A 21,766-nucleotide genomic window follows, 5' to 3' on the forward strand; every position below is an offset into this window, starting at 1 on the left:
CGTATGCAGCTGGTTCGAGGCCTTCACAACCTGCGCCCCCGGCATCGGGATTGCGTCGCCACCATCGGCAACTTCGACGGCGTGCACCGGGGGCATCAGGCCATCCTGGCGCGCCTGCGCGAGCGTGCGGCCGAATTGGGGGTGCCCAGCTGCGTGGTCATCTTCGAGCCACAGCCGCGTGAATTCTTCGCTCCGGACAAGGCGCCGGCGCGCCTGACCCGTCTGCGCGAAAAGCTCTGCCTGCTGAGCGAGCAAGGCGTCGACCGGGTGCTGTGCCTGGCCTTCAATCGGCGCCTGCGCGAACTGAGTGCCGCCGAGTTCGTTCATGCCACGCTCGTGCAGGGGCTGGGCGTGCGTCATCTGGAGGTGGGGGACGACTTCCGCTTCGGTTGCGACCGCGCCGGCGACTTCGATTTTCTGCGCAAGGCCGGCGCTGCCGAGGGCTTTACAGTCGAGGCGGCCACCACCATCGAGGTGGATGGCGAACGGGTCAGCAGCACGCGCGTGCGTCAGGCATTGGCTGGCGGCGATCTGGGCGCGGTCGAGGCGCTGCTGGGCCGGCCGTTCAGCCTGGGTGGACGGGTCATGCATGGGCAGAAGCTCGGCCGCCAGCTCGGTGCGCCAACCGCCAACATCCAGCTCAAGCGTCGCAGCACGCCGCTGAACGGGGTGTTCGTGGTCAGCCTGGAGCTGGATGGCCAGCAACTGGCTGGCGTTGCCAACATTGGCACGCGTCCCTCCGTCGAAAGCGATGGCAAGCCGCATCTGGAAGTGCATCTGCTGGACTACCAGGGCGACCTGTACGGCCGGCGGGTATGCGTAACCTTTCATCGCAAGCTGCGCGACGAGCAGCGTTTCGCCTCGCTGGAGGCACTCAAGACGGCGATAGATGCGGATATCGCCGCCGCCCGTGATTATTGGCGGGCTTCACTCACCCACGAGTCAGGACTGAAATGACCGATTACAAAGCGACCCTCAATCTGCCGTCCACGGCATTTCCGATGAAGGCCGGTCTGCCACAGCGCGAGCCGGAGATTCTGCAGCGCTGGAACAGCATCGACCTGTACCGGAAGCTGCGGCAGATCGGCGAAGGTCGTCCGAAGTTCGTCCTGCACGATGGCCCGCCCTACGCCAACGGCAACATCCACATCGGCCACGCGGTGAACAAGGTGATCAAGGACATGATCGTCCGTTCGCGCACCCTGGCCGGCTTCGATGCGCCTTACGTGCCCGGTTGGGACTGCCATGGCCTGCCCATCGAGCACAAGGTTGAGACCACCTTCGGCAAGAACCAGCCGGCGGACCTGACCCGCGAGCGCTGCCGCGCTTACGCCGCCGAGCAGATCGAAGGGCAGAAGGCCGACTTCATCCGTCTCGGCGTGCTCGGCGACTGGGACAACCCCTACAAGACCATGGATTTCGCCAACGAAGCCGGCGAGATCCGCGCCCTGGCGAAGATGGTCGAGGGTGGCTTCGTCTTCAAGGGGCTGAAGCCGGTTAACTGGTGCTTCGATTGCGGCTCGGCGCTGGCCGAGGCGGAAGTCGAATACCAGGACAAGAAATCCGATGCCATCGACGTGGCCTTTGCCGTTGAAGATGCCGACAAGCTCGCCGTCGCCTTCGGTGTTGCTGAGCTGGCCAAGCCGGCCAGCATCGTGATCTGGACCACCACGCCCTGGACCATTCCGGCGAACCAGGCGCTCAACGTTCACCCCGATTTCATCTATGCGCTGGTCGATACCGGCGAGCGGCTGCTGGTGCTGGCCGAGGAGCTGGTGGAATCCTGCCTGCAGCGTTACGGCCTGAGCGGCGAGATCGTCGCTCGCTGCGAAGGGCGCGCGCTGGAGCTGATTCGCTTCCGCCATCCGTTCTACGAGCGCTTCTCGCCGGTCTACCTGGCCGAGTACGTGGAAACCGGCGCGGGCACCGGTATCGTTCACTCCTCGCCGGCTTATGGCGAGGATGACTTCCGTACCTGCAAGCACTACGGCATGGAGAACGACGACATTCTCAGCCCGGTGCAGAGCCACGGTGTCTACGTCGCGGACCTGCCATTCTTCGGCGGCCAGTTCATCTGGAAGGCCAACCCGGCCATCGTCGAGAAGCTGCGTGAAGTCGGTGCGCTGCTCAAGCACGAAGCCATCCAGCACAGCTACATGCATTGCTGGCGGCACAAGACGCCGCTGATCTACCGCGCCACCGCGCAGTGGTTCGTCGGCATGGACAAAGTTGCCCACGATGGCAGCTCGCTGCGCCGTCGCGCACTGGATGCCATCGAGCAGACCCAGTTCGTCCCGGCCTGGGGCCAGGCGCGTCTGCACGGCATGATCGCCGGTCGCCCGGACTGGTGCATTTCGCGTCAGCGCAACTGGGGCGTGCCGATCCCGTTCTTCCTGCACAAGGAAAGCGGCGAGCTGCACCCGCGCACGGTTGAGCTGATGGAACAGGTCGCCCAGCGCGTCGAACGCGAGGGTATCGAGGCCTGGTTCAAGCTCGATCCGGCCGAGCTGCTCGGCGACGAGGCTGCGCAGTACGAGAAGACCAGCGACACGCTGGACGTCTGGTTCGACTCAGGCACCACTCACTGGCACGTGATGCGCGGTTCGCATCCGATGGGTCACGACGAAGGTCCGCGCGCCGATCTCTATCTGGAAGGCTCCGATCAGCATCGCGGCTGGTTCCATTCGTCGCTGCTGACCGGCGCTGCCATCGACGGTCACGCGCCGTACCGCGGCCTGCTGACCCACGGCTTCACCGTGGACGAGAACGGCCGCAAGATGTCCAAGTCTCTCGGCAACGTCATTGCTCCGCAGGAAATCACCGACAGCATGGGTGCCGATATCCTGCGTCTGTGGGTTTCGGCCACCGACTACTCGGGCGAGATGGCGGTGTCCACGCAGATCCTGCAGCGTAGTGCCGATGCCTACCGGCGCATCCGCAACACCGCGCGCTTCCTGCTTTCCAACCTCGACGGCTTCGACCCGACGCAGCACATGGTGGCCAACGACCAGCTGATCGCCCTGGACCGCTGGGCCATCGACCGCGCCCTGTTGCTGCAGCGTGAAATCGAGGAAGCCTACGAAACCTACAAGTTCTGGAACGTCTACCAGAAAGTGCACAACTTCTGCGTGCAGGAGCTGGGCGGTTTCTACCTGGACATCATCAAGGACCGCCAGTACACCACCGGTGCCGACAGCCTGCCGCGGCGTTCCTGCCAGACCGCGCTGTACCACATCGCCGAGGCGCTGGTGCGCTGGATCGCGCCGATCCTCGCATTCACCGCCGAGGAAATCTGGCAGTATCTGCCGGGCGAGCGCAACGAGTCGGTGATGCTCAATACCTGGTACGAGGGGCTGACCGAGCTGCCGGAAGGCTTCGAGCTCGATCGCGCATTCTGGGACAAGGTCATGGCGGTCAAGGCCGCGGTGAACAAGGAGCTGGAGAACCAGCGCAACGCCAAGACCATTGGCGGCAACCTGCAGGCGGAAGTCACGCTGTACGCCGAGGAATCGCTGGCAGCCGAGCTGGCCAAGCTGGGCGACGAACTGCGCTTCGTGCTGATCACCTCGGCGGTCGAAGTCGCGCCCCTCGCGAAGGCACCGGCCGCCGCGGTGGACAGCGAGCTGGACGGCCTCAAATTGGTGGTTCGCAAGACGGAACACGCCAAGTGCGGGCGCTGCTGGCATCACCTGCCGGACGTCGGCACCCATGCGGCGCATCCGGAAATCTGCGGCCGCTGTGTGGAAAACATCGAAGGTGCCGGTGAGGTGCGTCACCATGCGTGATGCGTTTTCGGAGGCCCGGCAATGACCAGCCGTTTCGGCAAGCTCACCTGGCTATCGCTCAGCGTGCTGGTGATCGTCGTCGATCAGGTCACGAAGCACTGGTTCGAGGCCAATTTCAGTCTGTACCAGAAGGTCGATGTCATTCCCGGCTATTTCGCCTGGACGTTGGCCTACAACACCGGAGCGGCCTTCAGTTTTCTGGCCGATCACAACGGCTGGCAGCGCTGGCTGTTCGCCGTGATCGCCATTGGCGTGAGCGTCGTGCTGGTGGTCTGGATGACGCGGCTGAAGGCTAGCGAGACCTGGCTGGCAGTAGCGTTGGCGCTGGTGCTGGGCGGTGCGCTGGGCAATCTCTACGATCGCGTGGTGCTGGGCCACGTTGTCGATTTCATCTTGGTGCATTGGCAGAACCGCTGGTATTTCCCAGCCTTCAATATCGCTGATAGTGCCATCACCGTGGGCGCCCTGATGTTGGCGCTGGACATGCTCAAGGGCAACAAGACCGGAGAATCTGCACATGACTGAACAGCGCATCGGGCCGGACAAGGAAGTCACCCTGCATTTCGCGCTCAGCCTGGAAACAGGCGAGCTGGTCGACAGTACGTTTGATAAGAAGCCTGCCACCTTCAAGGTGGGCGACGGTAACTTGCTGCCTGGCTTCGAGCAGCAGCTCTACGGTTTCAAAGCCGGTGACAAGCGCACCTTGCAGATTGCCCCGGAACAGGGCTTCGGTCAGGTCAACCCACAGAATGTGCAGGTGATGCCGCGCAGCCAGTTCGAGGGCATGGAGCTGTCCGAGGGCCTGATGGTGAGCTTTCGGGACGCCGCGCGCACCGAACTGCCGGGTGTGGTGAAGGCGTTTGACGAGCGTCAGGTCACGGTTGATTTCAACCATCCGCTGGCCGGCAAGACGCTGACCTTCGAAGTCGAGATCATCGACGTTCGCCCGGTCTAACCTGGTCGGGGCTGGCGGGCATCCGCTGGCCACTGTGACACAGGATTAGCTGAGCCGTAGTGTTACTCCCCCTTCGTTTTCAAGCTCCGCGCGCCGAGACCCACTATGCAAATCAAACTCGCCAACCCCCGCGGCTTCTGTGCAGGCGTCGACCGTGCGATCGAGATCGTCAACCGTGCGCTCGAAGTGTTCGGCCCGCCGATCTACGTGCGACACGAGGTAGTGCATAACAAGTTTGTGGTGGAAGACCTGCGTGAGCGCGGCGCGATATTTGTCGAAGAGCTGGATCAGGTTCCGGACGACGTCATCGTCATCTTCAGCGCCCACGGCGTTTCCCAGGCGGTTCGCCAAGAGGCAGACAAGCGCGGCCTGAAGGTATTCGACGCGACCTGTCCGCTGGTGACCAAGGTGCATCTGGAAGTGGCCAAGTACAGCCGGGAAGGGCGGGAGTGCATCCTCATCGGCCACCAGGGGCACCCGGAGGTCGAAGGTACGATGGGCCAGTATGACGCGCGCAACGGCGGTGCGATCTATCTGGTCGAGGATGAGGCGGACGTCGAGCGGCTACAGGTGCGCAATCCCGAGGCACTGGCGTTCGTCACCCAGACCACGCTGTCGATGGACGATACCAGTCGGGTTATCGATGCGCTGCGTAGCAAGTTCCCCAGCATCGGCGGGCCGCGCAAGGACGACATCTGCTACGCCACGCAGAATCGCCAGGATGCGGTAAAGCAGCTGGCCGACGAGTGCGATGTGGTGTTGGTGGTCGGCAGTCCCAACAGCTCCAATTCCAACCGCCTGCGCGAACTGGCCCAGCGCATGAACACGCCGGCATATCTGATCGACGGTGCCGAGGATCTCAAGCGTGAGTGGTTCGAGAATGTCCAGCGCATCGGCATCACGGCCGGCGCCTCCGCCCCGGAAGTGCTGGTGCGCGGGGTCATCGAGCGATTGAAGGAGTGGGGCGCCGACGGCACGGACGAGTTGGAAGGGCGCCCGGAGAACGTGACGTTCTCGATGCCGAAGGAGTTGCGGGTTAAGCAGTTGTAACTAACCGACGCGGCAGCCCAGCTGCTGCACGTGCGCGTATTAGGTGGCTGGTTGTCCGGTCATTAACGAAGAAGCCCGGCAGTGATGCCGGGCTTCTTCGTCTATCTGCTGATTACTTCCAGCACTGCTCCACGGTCTTTCCGCTGCCGGTGCGGCCTCTGACGCCAAGCGCGTTGAGTGTGAGGTTGCCGCAGGCGACGTCACCGAAGCTTTGCGTTGCGGTGAGCGTATAGCCGCCACCGCCACCAGCGACAGTCAGGGTGTACTTGCCGTTATCCGACTTGACGGTAGTGCCGTTAGTGCCGCGCAGTCCAAGCTTGGCAATATCCGCGGCTGCGGTTACGTAGCTGTTGTTCTGGGCAAAAAAGCGCTCCTGTCCGGCGGCGGCATCCTGAAGCAAGGCCTGTCCCTCGCTTCGATTGCTGCGCTGCACGTACTCCAAGTAATTGGGGTAGGCGATAGCTGCGAGAATGCCGAGAATGCCGACCACGATCATTAACTCGATCAGCGTGAAGCCCTTGTTGTGGTGCTGCGCCATGTCAGTTACCTACTACTCGCCACGATTGGCGGCCAATGCTGGAGGGGTCTGGGTAGATCTTCTGGCACACCAGGCCGGTGCATGCCTCGAAGCCTTCCGGAGTCTGCGAAATCGTAACGCCACCTTCGCCGTCCTGTTTGATGCCGCTTACGACATTCACTGCGTTGTTGCTATCAATATGTCGAAGGTCGAAGGCATGGAATGAGGTCCGGCCTCCGGTGAAGGGGTTGAGCGCATAAGTCCAGTTGCTCGCGCCGTCCGCACACGGATCGTCATTGGGGACCAAGGTCTGGAAGAAAAGCGTCTGGCCAAGAGTCGACATCTTTTCGATCAGCATCTCGCCCTCGAACTGAGTCTCGTCGACTGCGAGGTCCAGATACCAGCCATACCTTTGGATCTTTCCGTTTGCGTCGACCCAGTCCACGGCGTTGGTTGTGATGGTGCGTGCCGGGTTGGTTCCGCCTTGGGTATAGGTGCCCGTCAGCTCTTCGATGATCTTCTGTTTCACCAACTGCCCATTTTCACCGGCTGTTCGCTGGATGGTGAAAGCGCTGGTTGGCTCGGCGCGAGTCTTGGTGTCCCAGATGCCATAGACACTCTGTGCATGGGTCTTGACCCCTTCCTTGTCATCGGTCTCGAAGAACTTGCCCGTACCAAAGATCACAAGGTAGCCCAAGCGGCTCGGGTGACGGACCAGACTGGGCGCGGCGGTGATCGATTGGGCCGGCGATGTTTCACTACCGCCCGCCTTAGCCTGGAACATCGGTTTTCCGCCGTAGGCAACCTTGAAGTTTTCCGCAGTAACGGTTCCGAGCGTACTCGTCGACAAGGGGGCGGTCTGATCAAGAACGCCGTCGCCGTCGGCATCGGTGTTGATGGTGGGGAGCAGATCGAAGCGCCAGAGATTGCCTTGGAGGTCGCCGGCATAGGCATAGTCGGCTATGCCGTCGGCATTATAGTCGGCCAGCACCGGGCTGGAGAGGCCGTTAGCGACCCCTTCGGTTCCCGATACTTCCAGGCTCTTGGTAAGTTTTCCGGTTACGGCGTCGATAATATAAAGCGCTGCCTTGCCATCACTGGCACCGTTTTCATAGCCGTTACCGGTGACCACGGCCCAGCGGCCATTATGCAGACGGGCAATAGTCGGTGTGGAGAAGCTGTAGCCGGGTTTAACCGCCTCTTCATCCTCTATGTCACTTGCGTCGAACTCCCATAGCAACTGTTCGCTGCCGGGGGTGGTGATATCCAAGGCAAACAGTGCTTTACCGCCTGCACGTAGGGTGCCCACCAGAATGGTGCGCCACTTCTTATTGTCTTGATCGTAAACGTCGGCGACCACTGGTGAGCCATCGACATAGAACTGGTGGCTGTAGTTTTTGCCGGTCAGTTTATTGAGCTTGTTGAAAACAGCGGTGGGGATAAAGGCAAACTCTTCGATGCCGGTTTCGGTATTGAAGCCATGTAGCATGCCGTCGTTGCCGCCGACATATACGCGACCGCTGCGTTTGGTCGAGCCTTCCGCCGTGCCGTTGATGGTCGCCATGAACGCCGAGTAGGAATCCTCTCCGGTAACCTTGCCGTCCTCATCAAGATGCCCTTCCAGACGGTTGGCGAAACTCTCCAGATAGCGCGGGCCGGATACTACGACAGGGCTGGAACCGTACAGGTCGCCAAGTGCACTGGTACGCGTGCGGAAGCTCTCTTCATTAGTGCCTTCTTGACTATCATCGCCCCGCAAGTAGTCAATGCGCTGTTCCCACCTGCTGTCTGCTGATTCACCCGCTGTCTCGGGGTTGATGTTCAGGTAGTAAGCCAGCGTACCCTCCGTTGCGGAATCGCCTGCATTATCCGAGCTGAAGTCCTTGAGCTTGCTGGTATTGGCACCGCCCTCATCCGCAATCTTTATCGTGCGGCTGGCTGCTGCTGGCAATTCTTTCTGTGCGCTCCAGTCTTCTTTGATTTCGAGCACGTACTTGCCATCTTTGAGTACAAGCTGCTTGGAAGAGCGCTTGAGATCGCCCGACCAGTTTTCATCGCTCGCGTAGGAAGTTTGATAGGAAACGCTGGTGGCCATATCGTCGATCACCAACCCAGAGCTGGTTGCCGGTCTTGCCGCGGAGGACTTGCGATCAGCAATCCGGTTCAGGATGTCTTCGAACGCTTGCACCATTGCGTCGGGACTGTCGACGCTGAAGAACTCTCCGCGCGAATTGATTGCGGCGTGCCAGAGGTCGTATACGTTGTTGGACGAGCCGGACGCCGCCGGCGGCCAGTTCTGCGTTCCGCTCAGCAAGGCTTCATAGCCTTCTCCGGCGAATGTCGAACCTTCCCAGGGCAAGCCCGAAACGTTCATGGAACTGGTGAGGCCCAATCCCATGATGAAGTTTGTCATGTGCTGCCAAGTGGCCGGGTCGTTCTTCGGATTCCAGTAGTTTTCAGTATCGCTACCAGTCTTATCGGCAAAAAACGGACTAACCCTGTTCTTGAGACTATGGAGGTCCGTGGACCAATAGTGCATTGCCAAGTCGGCCAGCGTATTGGAAGTAGCGTCCACATAGGGTCGTTGCTCCGAATAGCTCTTGGTGTCGGGCAAGTCGATACTGTCACCATCGTGCTGGAACGAACTAGGATTGGTGGTCGTTTCGTTCCACATGCCGTCAGTCATCAGGATGTGGTAACTCGGCCTGCAGGCATAGGTGTTTTCGGCTGTGTTCTTATTGGATTCGACCCGAGAGTTAGGGTATTTGTGCCAAGCCACATCGCTTTTAAGAAATTCGCCGGCTCTCTTCATTGCGCCTGGTAGAGGTGTTCCGCTGTTGAAATAGACATCTTTGAGCCAGCTGTAGAATTGGCCTTTATGTAGCGCGTCATATTGGCGAAAGCTGTTGTCCTTGCAGTTTATTGTATCTCCCCCGTTGAGGTTGGTGCACAGTTTTAGGTTTTGCCAGCCTAGTCTAATTGCCGGGGAAAGCTGGGAAAATGCCAGGCTGGTTGCTGACAAAGTGGCCAGTGCTCTGGTTCGGTAGAAGGAATACCAAGTGGCAAAGTTTTCTTTCTCGCTGTCCTTGACGAATACGAGTTTGTAGCAGCCGGTGTTTGACTTGCTAGCGTCGCACGATTGCAAGCTTTCGTCGTAAGTGTAGTAGTAGGCCGGGGTTTTGGCGGTGTAGGTATTGCTGTTTCTGGTGCAGCTGAAAGCGGTGGCATCCAGCACAGGGCCGGCCTGTTTGATGACGCATTCATATGTGTATTTTTTAGATGTGCCGGAACGGGTGATCTCGAACTCTATACCGGCTGCACTGGTTGCGGTCCGGGTTTCGTTAGTATTGAAGGATTGGAAAACTGAAAAGTCGTTTGGCGGATTGTTAGCCCGCTGGTGAGTTCCAAGCGGCATCCGGTACTCTTTTCCAGTTGGACGGTAATCATTGGAAAGGTCCAGGGTGCCAGCGTTGGGGCGGAAGCCGTTGATCGGGGCTGAGCTAAATGAAGTGGTCAGCTTTATCTCGTTGCCGTCTTCATCAAATGATGGGGGGGCGATGTAAGTGATGTTCGGGTTGTAGTACATCGAGTTGTATTCGGAAGCGGCGTACAGACGGGTTATCGTGCCGCTGTTTATCACATTGCTTTCGATAGAGTCTGGAACGTAGCCCCAGGACATACTGCCCGATTCGTCGAGGGTAAAAATAATATTGGGCGATACGCCGACCGTCAGGCTGAGTGGGCTTTGGGATATGGCGGCTTGGGCGCTGGTTGCTGCGCTTATTAATGTGGTTCCGATAATGGCGCTGGCGAGGAAGATGGCCGGGCGGGCGGTCTGAATTCCTTTCATTTTTCTGCTCTCAATTGTTCAGGCCGAGGTATATGTTTGCGGTGGTGGACTGCACGGCCAGTTGATCCTCAGCTTGTCCGTTTATTACATAGAAGTAAGTGCCACGTCCTTCCATCGCAGCTCCATACTCTGGATTCAACGATGAATCGTCCTCGGTCATGGCGATTAGATGGGTGTTCCAATAGGCGGCGCGATCACTGCTGGTGATGTTGCTGTCATCACTTTCGTCGGCACCCGGCACGGTTCCTCGGTAGGGCATCCAAGTCACAAAAGCTGTATTGGCAGCCTTATCGGTATCCGCTCCGGTCTTGTTATCAGCGGAGCTGGCCTTCAGGAAGGCGAGAGGATCGAGCACGAACTTCTTGCGATCATCTGTCGTTATTGCCAGCAGGCATGGACGGTTTGTCCCGTTGGCCTGCAGTTCGTTTTCCTTGCGGCAGTTGGATTCAAGCGGTTCCAGCTTGTCGCGAAGATTCGCCGGGCCATAGAAGCGAAACTCCCCCTCACGCAACGCAGCCTCAGCTGCAGTCTGTAGGCGCTGGGATTCCGCCCGGTTTCCCGTTATGCGGGATTCCAGGACGACTCCGCGCATGCTGGATACCGCCAGAACGGTCAGAATCAGTAGCATGACCAATGCAACCAGTAAGGTCGCACCGCGTTGCGGAGCGATGTTGAGACTTGTCATGGCATGAGATTCCTGATCGTCTGGGTGCTGCTGGAAACGTGGTAGATGCGATTTTTATCGTTTGCGGTCAGGCGGGATTTTGCTGCGACACTCGATTTAGCAATCCACTGGTCATATATGGACGATGCACCGCTGCGCTGATTTTCCTGGCTGGCCAGTAAGATCGAGTAGCGCACGGCACGAATCGGCCCGCTATTGGCGGTCCAACTACTGGCGTCGGCAAATCGGCCGCTGCCTTCAGTCAGTTTCTTTTCATACATGTCCTTGCTACCGAAGCCGAACTGCAGCCGCATGTCAGCAACGCCGGACATGATTTCCATCGTTCCGGGGGCCGCCGCGTTGAGGTTTTTGCAAGTTATCGAGCCTTGATGAAGTTCGGTATTCGGTGCGTACTTGATTGCCAAGGTGATGAGCGCGCTATCAGGAGCAGCTTTGAATGGCTTGCTGTCGTCGAAGGCCTTGCTGGCATCGCCTTGGCAGTCGGCTTCGCCGCTCACCAGCGGCTGGTAGCGCAGGCAAATGCCGAGAGCGTCTTTGGTGGGAACTATCACGGCTCCTTTGGCAAAGGCCATACAGTCGGCGTTCTCCCCTTTTTGGGGAAATGCACTCTCTAGCGATTGGGCTGGGTCCCTGCGATATCCGGCCTTGCCCAGATACTCGTCGAGTACCAACGTGATGAATCTGCTGCCTTCCAAGTTGGTGGACTGGCTCTGCTGGAACAGATGGTTGCGCTGGTTATCGAGATATATCTGCGAGATACCGAGCAGCAGAAAGCTGCTTATTGCCAGCGCTACCAGCAGTTCAATCATGGAAATGCCTCGTTGCGAGGCAATGTGCGCGATTTTCATAGTTCTACTCGGGTTCTGTAGATGCAAGTCGTGGCGTCGGGTGCGCGGGTATCGGGACAGGTACCCGCCTTGACTGCCCAGGCCAGCTGAATTTCAACCATCGAGCCGTTGTCATCGCAGGTTCCCGGTGACGAGCTGCGGCAGATGTAGGCAGTGGAGTCGAGGAGCGTCGCGGCGTCCGGCAGAGAGGCTTCGACAGCCTCCACCCAGCAGTCGCGCATTTCGATTGCGCTGGTGGGATTGGCGACACAATTTGTGGGTGCTGTGTCGAAGTCGCTGCCTTTGTCCTTGTAGAACAGCGAAGTGTCCTTGAAGCCGCTGTATATGGGCTCCTTGGGAGGGGTCTTTTTGAATACTTCGTCTGGATTGGCGCGAATGATCTCGACCAGTTCATTGGCGAGCATGATCGCGGTATTTCGCTGCGCCGAATCCTGCGTGTACTGGATGCTGCGCCCCTGCATGGCCACCATGCCGAGAATGCCAATGGTGGTCAGCACCAGTGTGACCATTACTTCGATCAGGCTGAAGCCGCTGGTTCTTCTCATCAGGTTCCTCATAGCGTGCATTTGGTGAGGGCATCGCCAGCTGCGTCTTTGCCGCGCGCGTGGCGTATGGGCGCGCCGCTGGCACGAACTTGCACGACGAACGCCGTTTCGTGGTTGTCGTCCCGGCAGACGATGATCAGGGCGGGCGTCGCGGTGCCGTTGGCGTTGTAAGTGATGGCCGCGACATCCGCGTCCAGCTTGACCGGTCCGTCGTGGCTCAGTTCTCGTACGGACTGACCGCCCACCTGTACTTCCCAGGGGGCAGCATCGTTGACTTCCACAATGGCGGTGGTGCGGCGCGTGACGGCTTCGCTGCGGGCGTATTGCAGAAATGTAAGGAGATCGTCGGTCTGTCCCTGCAGTTGCGTCTTCTGTATGAAGGCGGTGAAGTTGGGAACAGCGATCGTCACGACGATTGCCAGCAGGGCGATGGTGATCATCAGCTCGATCAGGGTAAAGCCGCGCGTGAAACTTCGGCCAGACATGGCGCACTCCATTTGATGATGGGCGGATGATGGTGCGGCCCGGACGTTTTGTCCGTTGTACCGGGATGGCCGGTGCGTTTGCGTGGATGACCGGCTGTCGGCTCGATTATCGATCCTGCGAAGCGAAGGCCGGTGTGATCGGAGCCATGCTTTGATGAGGCGGAAGCCGTTGTGCAGGCCTTCAGTTAATGCACCGCGCGGCGTCATGCGCATCTTCGGCGGGGGTGCTGCGCTTCAAGCGGCCCTGACGACTCAGGATCAGTTGCCAGGCGATGCGCTGCTTGTAGCACTGGAAGAAGCGCCCGTTGCTGGTGGGACTGGTTCCATTTTCGAAGAAGCGTATGCGTTGGCCGCCGAAGCTGCTCCAGTGCAGTTCGTCCGCGCCTGATAGCTCAGTAACGTGGAGAACCTCTTGAGAGGTTTCCGAGCGGGTCAGCCAGCCATCGCTCCAGTTGTTGCTGCAGTTGGTTGCATCCTGTGTTCCGCAGAGCACGATGGTCTGGCGATGAAGTACTGCCTTGGTGCGGGCATTCTGGACCGCTTCCTGCACCTGTGTGAGCAGTGCCTGCTGTCGGTTGTAGGCAATCAGGTCGGCCAGTGCCGGCAACGCGATGGAGGCGATGATCGCCAGCAGCGCGAGGGTTGTGAGCAGTTCGACGACGGTGAAGCCTTGATCCTTGTCCGGCATGGCGCATGTCCTTTGCACATATCATGTGTCGCCATCCAGGCGTACGGGGCTGTGGCATGTATCGAGGGCTTGGCAGCGGCGGAATGGTTTAGAACATGTTCCGGTAAATCAACACTGAATAGCTGGATATGTGATCCAGATAGCGGGGGGATGGTGGCGAAGGTTACGACGATCGTGGTGGGTGGCGGAGTCATAGGGTTGCTTTCGACCTACCTATTGGCTAGCGCGGGTCAGGACGTGGTGTTGCTTGAATCGGGGACAGCAGGCAGCGAAGCCTCCTGGGCCGGTGGCGGGATCGTCTCGCCGCTTTATCCGTGGCGCTACAGCCCGGCGGTGACAGCGCTGGCGCATTGGTCGCAGGATTTCTATCCGCAGCTGGGCGAGCAGTTGCTGGCGCATACGGAGATCGATCCCGAGGTTTACGAGACCGGCTTGTATTGGCTCGATCTGCAGGATGAGGACGAAGCACTCGCTTGGGCTCGGCAGCATGGTCGGCCGTTGCAGTCCGTGCCGATGGCACAAGTGCATGCCGCCGTGCCGGCGCTGGGTCCAGGGTTCGAGCGGGCGGTTTACATGTCCGGGGTCGCCAACGTGCGCAACCCGCGCCTGCTAAAGGCGCTGCGGGCCGCGCTGCAGCAGTTGCCGAACGTACGGCTGATCGAGCAGTGCCCCGTGACCGGCTTCGTGCGCGACGGCACGCGGGTCGTGGGCGTCTGCACGGTGCAAGGCGAGATGCGTGCCGAACGGGTGGTGGTTGCGGCGGGCGCCTGGAGTGGTGATCTGCTGCGGACGCTGGGGCTGGAGCTGCCCGTCAAGCCGATGAAGGGCCAGATGATCCTGTTCAAATGTGCCGAGGACTTCCTGCCGAGCATGGTGCTGGCCAAGCGGCGCTACGCGATTCCGCGGCGCGATGGCCACATCCTGGTCGGTAGCACGCTGGAGGATGTTGGTTTTGACAAGGTGCCAACCGAAGATGCGCTGCAGAGCCTGCGCAAGACTGCTGCCGAGTTGCTGCCGGCGCTCGCCGATGCGCCGGTGGTGAAGCATTGGGCCGGCTTGCGACCCGGCTCGCCGGATGGTGTGCCTTATATAGGTGCGGTGGACGGCTTCGACGGGTTGTGGCTGAACTGCGGGCACTTCCGCAACGGCTTGGTGCTGGCGCCGGCGTCCTGCCAGCTGCTGGCCGATCTGATGCTGGATCGTGAGCCGATCATCGATCCGCAACCCTACGCACCGGGTGCGCGTCTCCAGGGGGCAACCGCGTAGGCTTGTCGTTGCCGGAGCTGCGGTCCGGCGTGCTTTGCTGCTAGATTCTGCGCATCGCAGCCCCGGCATGCCGGGGCTGTTTCTTTTGCGACGAGGTATGCGTGGCCAAGAAAACCACATCACTGGCCGGTCTGGGCGGGCTGGTCTATTCCACCGACGCCGGCCGGCATTGTCCCAACTGTGCACAACCGCTGGATGCCTGCATCTGCAAGCAGAGCGCTATCCCCGAGGGTGACGGCATCGCCCGGGTGCGACGCGAGAGCAAGGGGCGTGGCGGCAAGACGGTCACCACCGTCACCGGTGTACCGCTCGCCGAGGTCGAACTCAAGGAGCTGGCCAGCGCGCTGAAGCGCCGCTGCGGCACCGGCGGCGCGCTCAAGGATGGCGTGATCGAAATCCAGGGCGACCACGTCCAGCTGCTGCTCGACGAACTGACCAAGCGCGGCTTCCAGGCCAAGAAGTCTGGTGGCTGAGCATCGGCGCCCGGCCGAACATTTGCGCGATTTTTTGTATCAGGCTGTCCAAGCCGATTAGCCCTTGCGCCGGCTCGCACGAGCCGCGCGGCACGCAACCATTTCAGGGAGACTCCGATGCCCGTACGACGCACACGTAAAGATGACGGCAGCCAGTGGACCGCCGCGGACAGCCGCAGCATCTATGGGATTCGCCATTGGGGCGCCGGCTACTTCGCGATCAACGACGAAGGCGGTGTCGAGGTACGGCCGCAGCGCGACGGCGCGCCGATCGAGTTCAATCGGCTCATCCACCAGCTGCGCGAGGCGGGGCTGTCGCTGCCGCTGCTGGTGCGCTTCCCGGACATCCTGCAGGACCGCGTGCGGCGTCTGACCGGCGCCTTCGACGCCAACATCGAGCGGATGGAGTACGCCGGCAGATACACCGCGCTATACCCGATCAAGGTCAATCAGCAGGAAGCGGTGGTGGAAAACATCATCGCTACGCAGAACGTCTCCATCGGTCTGGAAGCAGGCTCGAAGCCGGAGCTGATGGCCGTGCTGGCGCTGGCGCCGAAGGGCGGCACCATTGTCTGCAACGGCTACAAGGACCGTGAGTTCATCCGCCTGGCGCTGATGGGGCAGAAGCTCGGCCACAACGTATTCATCGTCATCGAGAAGGAGTCCGAAGTCGGTCTGGTGATCGAGGAGGCCAACGAACTCAAGCTGATGCCGCAGATCGGGCTGCGCGTGCGGCTGTCCTCGCTGGCCTCGTCCAAGTGGGCCGATACCGGTGGCGAGCGCTCCAAGTTCGGTCTTTCCGCCGCGCAGCTGCTCTCGGTGATCGAGCGCTTCCGCGTCGCGGGTATGGATCAGGGCATCCGTCTGCTGCACTTTCACATGGGCTCGCAGATCGCCAATCTGGCCGACTATCGCCAGGGCTTCCGCGAGGCCATCCGCTATTACGCCGAACTGCGCGCGCTGGGCCTGCCGGTGGATTACATCGACGTTGGCGGCGGACTGGGCGTCGATTACGACGGCACCCATTCGCGCAACGCCAGCTCGATCAATTACGACATGGACGAGTACGCCGGCACCGTGGTCGGCATGCTCAAGGAATTCTGCGACCGCCAGGAACTGCCGCACCCGCACATCTTCTCCGAGAGCGGCCGGGCGATGACCGCGCACCACGCGGTGCTGGTGATGCAGGTAACCGATATCGAGCGGCACAATGACGAGGTGCCGCAGATCGACAACTACGACGAGCTGCCGGAAATCGTCCAGTCGCTAGTCGATCTGCTCGGCCCGACCGATCCGGAAATGGTCACCGAAACCTACTGGCGCGCCACCCACTACATGAGCGAGTCCGGCGCGCAGTATGCGTCCGGCAAGCTGACCCTGGCGCAGAAGGCGCTGGCCGAGCAGAGCTACTTCGCCATCTGCCGTCGTCTGTACAACCAGCTCAAGGCGCGCCAGCGCTCGCATCGTGCGGTACTCGACGAACTCAACGACAAGCTCGCCGACAAGTACATCTGCAACTTCTCGGTGTTCCAGAGCCTGCCGGATACCTGGGCCATCGACCAGATCCTGCCGATCGTGCCGCTGCAGCGGCTGAGCGAGGAGCCGGTGCGCCGCGCCGTGCTGCAGGACCTGACCTGCGACTCGGACGGCAAGATCAAGCAGTACGTCGACGAGCAGAGCATCGAAAGCAGCATGCCGGTGCACGAGGTCGCGCCCGGTGAGGAGTATTTCCTCGGCGTGTTCCTGGTCGGCGCCTATCAGGAGATCCTCGGCGACATGCACAACCTGTTCGGCGACACCGATTCGGTGAACGTCTACCAGCGCGAGGACGGCAGCTACTACCACGCCAGCATCGAGACCCACGACACCATCGAGGACATGCTGCGCTACGTGCACCTGTCGCCGGAGGAGCTGATGACCTACTACCGCGACAAGGTCGCCAGCGCCAAGCTCAGCGCCAAGGAACGCACCCAGTTCATCGATGCGCTGCGCCTGGGCCTGACTCGCTCGTCCTACCTCACGCCCTGAGCCGGCTCAGTCGGTCAGCACGCCGAAGCCGCGCGCCATCAGCGCGGCAAGCAGCGGAATGACCAGCAACAGCAGCAGCTCCAGACGGATCACCCAGGTCAGCCAGCGAGCCGTGGGAGCGCTGATCGCCGGCACCTGGCGGTTGCGCAGCGCGGTGCGCCAGCCGAGGAAGGTTACGGTCGGATAGATCGACAGCACAGCAACGACCACGAACAGACCGACCTTGGCGTGGAACAGGCTGTTCTGCAGGTAATAGTCGGCGCCTTTGCCATACCAGCCGGCGCGCGCGACGCCGCTGACCAGCGCCGCCCCGGCGACGATGCCGAACAGCAGATCGGTGCGAAACAGGCTGCGGGCGCGGGCGAAGCTCAGCGGCCGCCGCAGCAGCTGGTGTTCCAGCAGCAGCAGCGCAAACAGCAGGAAGACCGCCAGGAAATGCAGGTAGGCGGCGATGGCGTAGGCCATGTCAGTATCCTTTGGCTGGATGTCCAGGTGTGCCGTGGATCGGCGCGAGCCACGCCTGGCGTGCCTGCAGGCGCCACGCCAGGCCGCCGAGGCAGACTCCGCGCAGCAGCATGAAGCAGAGGAACGCCAGCCACAATCCGTGATTGCCCATGTCCTGCAACAGCCAGCCCAACGGCAGGCTGAGCGCGACGGCGAGCAGCATGCTGTCGCGCATCTCGCGGGCGCGGGTGGCGCCGATGAACAGGCCATCGAGCAGATAGCTCCAGACGGCGATCAGCGGCAGCGCGGCAAGATAGGGCAGATAGCTCCAGGCCAGCTGGCGCACCTCGGGCATATCGGTCTGCAAACGGATGAACAACTCACCGCCGAGCAGGAAGAACAGCGCGAAAGCGAGGCTGGCCAGTAACGACCAGCCGCCAGCGACCACCAGCACCCGGCGCAGCGCCAGACGGTCGCGCGCGCCGATGGCATGGCCGCAGAGCGCCTCCACCGCATGGGCCAGGCCGTCCAGCGCGTGAGCGGTGAGCAGCATGCCGTTGAGCAGCAGCGCATTGGCCGCGACGGTGGCGTCGCCCAGGCGGGTGCCCTGCACCGTCACCATGAAGAACACCAGCTGCAATGCCAGCGAGCGCAGGAAGATGTCGCGGTTGACGGCCATCAGCGGTCGCCAGCTGGCCCAGCGGCGCAACTGCGCGTAATCGATCTGGCCCGGATGACGGCGTAGAGCGCGTGCCGCCAGCGTCAGGCCGAGCAGCGCGCCGCTCCATTCGGCGATCACCGAGGCGCGTGCGGCGCCGAGCACACCCCATTCCAGACCGAGTACGAACCACAGGTCCAGCACGACGTTGAGCAGGTTGGTGGTGAGCAGGATCGCTAGCGGCCCGCGTGCGTTCTGCGCGCCGAGCAACCAGCCGATCAGGGCATAGCTGGCCAGCGCGGCCGGCAAGCCGAACAGGCGGGTATGGAAGTAATCGCGGGTCAGCGCATCGAGTTCCGCCGAAGGCTGCATCAGCTGCAACGCCAGGCCTTTGAGCGGCACCGCCAGCATCCCGAGCAGCAGCCCGAAGCCCAGCGCCAGCAATAGCCCCTGCAGCAAAACCTGGCGCAGCGCGCTGCCGTCGCGCCGGCCGCTGGCCTGAGCGGCGAACCCGGTGGTGCCCATGCGCAGAAAGCCCATCAGCCAGACCAGCAGGGTGTACAGGCTGCCGCCAACCGCGACCGCAGCCAGCTGATGCGCGTGCGGCAGATGGCCGACCACTGCGCTGTCCACCAGCGTGACCAGCGGCACGGAGAGGTTGGATAGGATCATCGGCGCGGATAGGCTCCAGACTCGGCGATGAGTCGGACCATGGCGCCAGGCAGCGAACAGCCGGGACATCACGTGAGAACTCCAGAACGGCCCGAAACTATACGTGTCCCGGACGTCGAACGCAGCTGCGGAGGGCGGAGCCGGTCACCGCCGGCGACTCAGCGGATCAGCCAGCTCAACAGCCACAGGCCGAAGAACAGCCAGACCAGACCGCTGATGAACGCTCGCCGGAAGAACGCACGTACCGCCGCCACCAGCAACAGCAGCCCGATCACCAGCGCCGCCAGGCTGAGCAGCGAGCGGTCCATGCCCAGCGTGCGCGACAGCCCTTCGAGAAAATCGTGTCCCGCGGTGACGAAGAATCCGAAGAAGCCGCTGAGTGCTTCGACGATGTAGCGAATCACCGTTCCGAGAACCTGGCCCAGCCATTCGAAAACGCCTTCCACCCGCATGCTGTTCTCCCACTCCGTTGAAATGGCGGCGTGCCGTAGCTGCCGCCGACCTCGCTTTGGCCGCCGAGACGGCCGGCGAGTTCCGTCAGCTTAAACGGTGCGCTACGGAACCTCGAGCGGAGAGGGCAGTCGGACGCTGGCTTGGCTATTCGTGTCGGTGATCGGGGCGTGTTGTCAGCGTCATCCAATTGCAACGGCTTTGCCGCAAGGTGCGGGCAGGCCAGAACGAACGAGAGCCAGCCAATGCCTGCAAGTTCCAGACGCCTGCGCCTGACCGGCGGCGTGCGCCCGCAGATGTGGATCGCCGGGCTGCTTCTGCTCTGCGGTTATGTCAGCACCACCTTTCACCTCGACGAGCGTCTGTTCTTTTCGCTGAGTACCGCCTGGCACGAAAGCCGGTTGAGCGAACGCAGCCTCTGGCTGCCGGAATACCGCGTGCGCACCGAGGCGGCGCCGGTGACGGGCGTGGCGAACAATCTGTCCGGCCTCACCTACGACGAGCAGCGCGACCAGTTGTGGGCGGTCGTCAACAATCCGGAGGAACTGCTTGCCCTGGATACCGACGGTCGCCTGCTGGCGCGCTACCGGCTCGAGGGCTTCAGCGATGTCGAGGGCGTGACCTATCTCGGTGATGACCTGCTGGTGATGGCCGAGGAACGCAGCCAGACGCTGGTCATCGTGCCACTGCCGACCGCGGACGGGCCGTTGCGGCGGGCCGACTACCAGGCGATCAGCCTCGGCCTGCACGCAGCGGACAATAGCGGCTTCGAAGGCGTCGGCTACGATCGCGCCGGCGATCGGCTGTTCGTCGTCAAGGAGCACTCGCCGCGCAAGCTCTACGAAATCCAGGGCCTCAAGCGCAGCCTGCGCGGCACGATGGCGCTGAAGGTCATCGACCGCGAGGCGTGGATCGAGGACAAGGACATGGCCTGCGACCTGGCGTCGGTGCATTTCGACGAGCGCACCGGGCACCTGGTGCTGCTCAGCGACGAAGCGAAGATGATGCTCGAACTGGATGGCAAGGGGCGGATGGTCAGCTTCCGCTCGCTGTGGAGCGGTTTTGCCGGACTGGAGCGCAGCGTGCCGCAGGCCGAGGGCATGACCTTCGACGCGCGTGGCAATCTCTATCTGGTCAGCGAGCCGAACCTGTTCTACGCCTTCGACCGCGACTGATCGGCGTCAGCTGCGGCGGATCAGCCAGACACCAGCGACGATCAGCAGCAGGCCGGCGCCCTTGCCGAGGCTGAGCGGTGCCGGGCGAAAGCCCGCCCAGCCGAAGTGATCCAGCAGCAGCGCCATGCACAGCTGGCCGGCCAGCACCAGCGCCATGAACAGCAGCGCGCCGGTACGCGGTGCGGCGAAGGCGGCAGTGGCGATGAAGAACGCGCCCAGCAGGCCGCCGCTCCAGTGCCACCAGCTCAAGCCCTTGAGCGTCTGCAGCGCCGGCATGTCGCGCTGCGCCGCGACCACGCACAGCAACGCCAGCGTACCCACGGCGAAGGAAAGCAGCGCCGCACCCATCACGCTGCTCAGCTGACGCGCCAGCTGGCCGTTGATCCCGGCCTGCAACGGCATGAAGGCTCCGGCAATGAAGGGCAGGGCGAGCAGCCACCAGGCTACAGCAGGCATGCAGCGAATCTCCGCGAATGAACAGGCGCGGCAGTATGGGCAGTCCGTCGCGGGCTGGCCAGGGCCGGGCACCGTCGGCGAGGCACAGCTCAGCGCGGCGGATAGTGCGCCAGCAGCTGGGCCACGGTTTCGCGCAGCATGCGTTCGCGCTCGGCGGGCGTTCCGGCGTTCCTCGGCAGGATTCGCTCGGTACTGCCGCGCCAGACCAGCTTGCCGTCGGCGGCGTCGTAGAAGTCGATCTGCAGCGTGCCGACTTGATAGTCCACGGTGCGCGTGTCGGCATACATCGGCGCGCCCCAGAAACCGGACCAGGGCCCGCCCCAGGCGCCACCGGACATGCTGGTGTAAGTCTGCGTGCGTTGTTCGACGATCAGCCAGGCCTGCACCAGCACCTGCGCCGGCGCGCTGGCGGTGCTCGGGCGCAGCCCGCGCTGCTCGAGTTGCTCGGCGAGGGCATTGCGCACGCGCTGTTCGGTGAGATCGCTGCGAATGCGCGGGTCATCCGGGCGGTACTGCAGCGCCGGTTCCTTCCAGCCCCAGTTGCGATAGCGGCTGAAGTCGCGGTCGGGATCGAAGTCGCGCTGCAGCGGCGCGCTCTGGCAGGCGACAAGCAGGACCAGCAGTGGAATCAGCAGCAGATGGCGGTACATGAGCGGTCTCCGATGCGGCATATATCTGAGTGTATGCCCGCGCGCGCCGGTTGGCGTGCGAACTCTTGCCGCGGTGCCGGCCGTTT

At 61.9% G+C, this 21,766-nt stretch carries 21 protein-coding genes; 9 read left to right on the forward strand and 12 right to left on the reverse strand.

Annotated elements, in window-relative coordinates; all coding sequences use genetic code 11:
- The first annotated feature begins 3 nt into the window (after positions 1 to 3).
- The 5 genes from ribF to ispH all read left to right on the forward strand — a co-directional run bounded on the left by ribF (position 4) and on the right by ispH (position 5,790).
- Positions 4 to 957 carry a bifunctional riboflavin kinase/FAD synthetase gene (ribF, locus tag AC0ZJQ_RS03595; RefSeq protein WP_237264410.1) on the forward strand — a complete coding sequence of 318 codons (954 nt, stop codon included), beginning with the start codon at positions 4 to 6 and terminating at the stop codon, positions 955 to 957.
- Positions 954 to 3,785: an isoleucine--tRNA ligase gene (ileS, locus tag AC0ZJQ_RS03600; RefSeq protein ID WP_237264412.1), complete on the forward strand. Its 2,832-nt coding sequence runs from the start codon at positions 954 to 956 to the stop codon at positions 3,783 to 3,785. Before ribF ends, ileS begins: the two co-directional genes overlap by 4 nt.
- 21 nt (positions 3,786 to 3,806) lie before the next feature.
- Positions 3,807 to 4,310: a signal peptidase II gene (gene lspA, locus AC0ZJQ_RS03605; protein WP_155551497.1), complete on the forward strand. Its 504-nt coding sequence runs from the start codon at positions 3,807 to 3,809 to the stop codon at positions 4,308 to 4,310.
- Positions 4,303 to 4,740 (forward strand): FKBP-type peptidyl-prolyl cis-trans isomerase, encoded by a 438-nt coding sequence (locus tag AC0ZJQ_RS03610; protein ID WP_008567422.1) that lies wholly within the window; start codon positions 4,303 to 4,305, stop codon positions 4,738 to 4,740. Before lspA ends, AC0ZJQ_RS03610 begins: the two co-directional genes overlap by 8 nt.
- Positions 4,741 to 4,845: 105 nt before the next feature.
- Positions 4,846 to 5,790, forward strand: a complete 945-nt coding sequence (gene ispH / locus AC0ZJQ_RS03615; protein WP_155551498.1) for a 4-hydroxy-3-methylbut-2-enyl diphosphate reductase — start codon at positions 4,846 to 4,848, stop codon at positions 5,788 to 5,790.
- Between the two features lie 112 nt (positions 5,791 to 5,902).
- Here ispH and AC0ZJQ_RS03620 read toward each other — a convergent pair whose 3' ends face one another.
- From AC0ZJQ_RS03620 to AC0ZJQ_RS03650, 7 genes are all read right to left on the reverse strand, one after another.
- Positions 5,903 to 6,328, reverse strand: coding sequence for a type IV pilin protein (locus AC0ZJQ_RS03620; RefSeq protein WP_155551499.1), 426 nt, complete (start codon positions 6,326 to 6,328; stop codon positions 5,903 to 5,905).
- Position 6,329: 1 nt separating this feature from the next.
- On the reverse strand, positions 6,330 to 10,157 hold the full coding sequence (locus AC0ZJQ_RS03625) for a pilus assembly protein (RefSeq protein WP_476477341.1): 3,828 nt from the start codon (positions 10,155 to 10,157) through the stop codon (positions 6,330 to 6,332).
- Positions 10,158 to 10,167: 10 nt separating this feature from the next.
- Entirely contained in the window at positions 10,168 to 10,842 is a 675-nt protein-coding gene (locus tag AC0ZJQ_RS03630; RefSeq protein ID WP_476477342.1) for a pilus assembly PilX family protein, read from the reverse strand.
- Complete coding sequence (locus AC0ZJQ_RS03635; RefSeq protein ID WP_476477343.1) at positions 10,839 to 11,651, reverse strand: PilW family protein; 813 nt, start codon at positions 11,649 to 11,651, stop codon at positions 10,839 to 10,841. The genes AC0ZJQ_RS03630 and AC0ZJQ_RS03635 overlap by 4 nt, the downstream gene beginning before the upstream one ends.
- Positions 11,652 to 11,686: 35 nt before the next feature.
- Positions 11,687 to 12,235, reverse strand: a complete 549-nt coding sequence (gene pilV / locus AC0ZJQ_RS03640) for a type IV pilus modification protein PilV (RefSeq protein ID WP_155551502.1) — start codon at positions 12,233 to 12,235, stop codon at positions 11,687 to 11,689.
- An 8-nt stretch (positions 12,236 to 12,243) separates the two neighbouring features.
- On the reverse strand, positions 12,244 to 12,720 hold the full coding sequence (locus tag AC0ZJQ_RS03645) for a GspH/FimT family pseudopilin (RefSeq protein ID WP_155551503.1): 477 nt from the start codon (positions 12,718 to 12,720) through the stop codon (positions 12,244 to 12,246).
- Positions 12,721 to 12,901: 181 nt separating this feature from the next.
- Positions 12,902 to 13,408 carry a GspH/FimT family pseudopilin gene (locus tag AC0ZJQ_RS03650; RefSeq protein WP_167135983.1) on the reverse strand — a complete coding sequence of 169 codons (507 nt, stop codon included), beginning with the start codon at positions 13,406 to 13,408 and terminating at the stop codon, positions 12,902 to 12,904.
- A 150-nt stretch (positions 13,409 to 13,558) separates the two neighbouring features.
- Between AC0ZJQ_RS03650 and thiO the strand changes: the two genes are divergently transcribed.
- The 3 genes from thiO (at position 13,559) to speA (ending at position 17,175) form a co-directional block, all read left to right on the forward strand.
- A complete protein-coding gene (gene thiO / locus AC0ZJQ_RS03655; protein ID WP_155551685.1) occupies positions 13,559 to 14,674 on the forward strand; it encodes a glycine oxidase ThiO in 1,116 nt (371 codons plus the stop codon).
- Positions 14,675 to 14,775: 101 nt separating this feature from the next.
- Positions 14,776 to 15,147 (forward strand): translation initiation factor Sui1, encoded by a 372-nt coding sequence (locus AC0ZJQ_RS03660; RefSeq protein WP_167135985.1) that lies wholly within the window; start codon positions 14,776 to 14,778, stop codon positions 15,145 to 15,147.
- A 117-nt stretch (positions 15,148 to 15,264) separates the two neighbouring features.
- A complete protein-coding gene (speA, locus tag AC0ZJQ_RS03665) occupies positions 15,265 to 17,175 on the forward strand; it encodes an arginine decarboxylase (RefSeq protein ID WP_476477344.1) in 1,911 nt (636 codons plus the stop codon).
- A 6-nt stretch (positions 17,176 to 17,181) separates the two neighbouring features.
- Here the strand turns inward: speA and AC0ZJQ_RS03670 are convergent, their stop codons facing one another.
- From AC0ZJQ_RS03670 to AC0ZJQ_RS03680, 3 genes are all read right to left on the reverse strand, one after another.
- Positions 17,182 to 17,640, reverse strand: a complete 459-nt coding sequence (locus tag AC0ZJQ_RS03670) for a DUF2214 family protein (protein ID WP_054093511.1) — start codon at positions 17,638 to 17,640, stop codon at positions 17,182 to 17,184.
- A gap of 1 nt (position 17,641) precedes the next feature.
- Positions 17,642 to 19,018: an MATE family efflux transporter gene (locus AC0ZJQ_RS03675; RefSeq protein WP_167135987.1), complete on the reverse strand. Its 1,377-nt coding sequence runs from the start codon at positions 19,016 to 19,018 to the stop codon at positions 17,642 to 17,644.
- 89 nt (positions 19,019 to 19,107) lie between these two features.
- Positions 19,108 to 19,401, reverse strand: coding sequence for a hypothetical protein (locus AC0ZJQ_RS03680; RefSeq protein WP_155551507.1), 294 nt, complete (start codon positions 19,399 to 19,401; stop codon positions 19,108 to 19,110).
- A gap of 243 nt (positions 19,402 to 19,644) precedes the next feature.
- On the opposite strand from AC0ZJQ_RS03680, the gene AC0ZJQ_RS03685 reads away from it, so the two are divergent.
- Positions 19,645 to 20,574: an SdiA-regulated domain-containing protein gene (locus tag AC0ZJQ_RS03685; protein WP_476477345.1), complete on the forward strand. Its 930-nt coding sequence runs from the start codon at positions 19,645 to 19,647 to the stop codon at positions 20,572 to 20,574.
- Positions 20,575 to 20,580: 6 nt separating this feature from the next.
- Here AC0ZJQ_RS03685 and AC0ZJQ_RS03690 read toward each other — a convergent pair whose 3' ends face one another.
- Positions 20,581 to 21,030 carry a DMT family transporter gene (locus AC0ZJQ_RS03690; protein ID WP_476477346.1) on the reverse strand — a complete coding sequence of 150 codons (450 nt, stop codon included), beginning with the start codon at positions 21,028 to 21,030 and terminating at the stop codon, positions 20,581 to 20,583.
- 89 nt (positions 21,031 to 21,119) lie between these two features.
- Positions 21,120 to 21,680, reverse strand: coding sequence for a DUF4136 domain-containing protein (locus tag AC0ZJQ_RS03695; protein WP_008567403.1), 561 nt, complete (start codon positions 21,678 to 21,680; stop codon positions 21,120 to 21,122).
- Positions 21,681 to 21,766: the final 86 nt, after the last annotated feature.

The organism is Stutzerimonas sp. 21-1, assembly GCF_056336065.1.

Excerpts from the sequence above, each read along its gene's own strand:
- AC0ZJQ_RS03625 (WP_476477341.1), bottom strand. The coding sequence starts at position 10,157 with ATGAAAGGAATTCAGACCGCCCGCCCGGCCATCTTCCTCGCCAGCGCC.
- ribF (WP_237264410.1), top strand. The coding sequence starts at position 4 with ATGCAGCTGGTTCGAGGCCTTCACAACCTGCGCCCCCGGCATCGGGAT.
- speA (WP_476477344.1), top strand. The coding sequence starts at position 15,265 with ATGCCCGTACGACGCACACGTAAAGATGACGGCAGCCAGTGGACCGCC.
- AC0ZJQ_RS03680 (WP_155551507.1), bottom strand. The coding sequence starts at position 19,401 with ATGCGGGTGGAAGGCGTTTTCGAATGGCTGGGCCAGGTTCTCGGAACG.
- AC0ZJQ_RS03620 (WP_155551499.1), bottom strand. The coding sequence starts at position 6,328 with ATGGCGCAGCACCACAACAAGGGCTTCACGCTGATCGAGTTAATGATC.
- AC0ZJQ_RS03695 (WP_008567403.1), bottom strand. The coding sequence starts at position 21,680 with ATGTACCGCCATCTGCTGCTGATTCCACTGCTGGTCCTGCTTGTCGCC.
- thiO (WP_155551685.1), top strand. The coding sequence starts at position 13,559 with ATGGTGGCGAAGGTTACGACGATCGTGGTGGGTGGCGGAGTCATAGGG.
- pilV (WP_155551502.1), bottom strand. The coding sequence starts at position 12,235 with ATGAGAAGAACCAGCGGCTTCAGCCTGATCGAAGTAATGGTCACACTG.
- AC0ZJQ_RS03675 (WP_167135987.1), bottom strand. The coding sequence starts at position 19,018 with ATGTCCCGGCTGTTCGCTGCCTGGCGCCATGGTCCGACTCATCGCCGA.
- AC0ZJQ_RS03630 (WP_476477342.1), bottom strand. The coding sequence starts at position 10,842 with ATGACAAGTCTCAACATCGCTCCGCAACGCGGTGCGACCTTACTGGTT.
- AC0ZJQ_RS03690 (WP_476477346.1), bottom strand. The coding sequence starts at position 21,030 with ATGCCTGCTGTAGCCTGGTGGCTGCTCGCCCTGCCCTTCATTGCCGGA.
- AC0ZJQ_RS03610 (WP_008567422.1), top strand. The coding sequence starts at position 4,303 with ATGACTGAACAGCGCATCGGGCCGGACAAGGAAGTCACCCTGCATTTC.
- ispH (WP_155551498.1), top strand. The coding sequence starts at position 4,846 with ATGCAAATCAAACTCGCCAACCCCCGCGGCTTCTGTGCAGGCGTCGAC.
- AC0ZJQ_RS03685 (WP_476477345.1), top strand. The coding sequence starts at position 19,645 with ATGCCTGCAAGTTCCAGACGCCTGCGCCTGACCGGCGGCGTGCGCCCG.
- lspA (WP_155551497.1), top strand. The coding sequence starts at position 3,807 with ATGACCAGCCGTTTCGGCAAGCTCACCTGGCTATCGCTCAGCGTGCTG.
- ileS (WP_237264412.1), top strand. The coding sequence starts at position 954 with ATGACCGATTACAAAGCGACCCTCAATCTGCCGTCCACGGCATTTCCG.
- AC0ZJQ_RS03635 (WP_476477343.1), bottom strand. The coding sequence starts at position 11,651 with ATGATTGAACTGCTGGTAGCGCTGGCAATAAGCAGCTTTCTGCTGCTC.
- AC0ZJQ_RS03650 (WP_167135983.1), bottom strand. The coding sequence starts at position 13,408 with ATGCCGGACAAGGATCAAGGCTTCACCGTCGTCGAACTGCTCACAACC.
- AC0ZJQ_RS03670 (WP_054093511.1), bottom strand. The coding sequence starts at position 17,640 with ATGGCCTACGCCATCGCCGCCTACCTGCATTTCCTGGCGGTCTTCCTG.
- AC0ZJQ_RS03645 (WP_155551503.1), bottom strand. The coding sequence starts at position 12,720 with ATGTCTGGCCGAAGTTTCACGCGCGGCTTTACCCTGATCGAGCTGATG.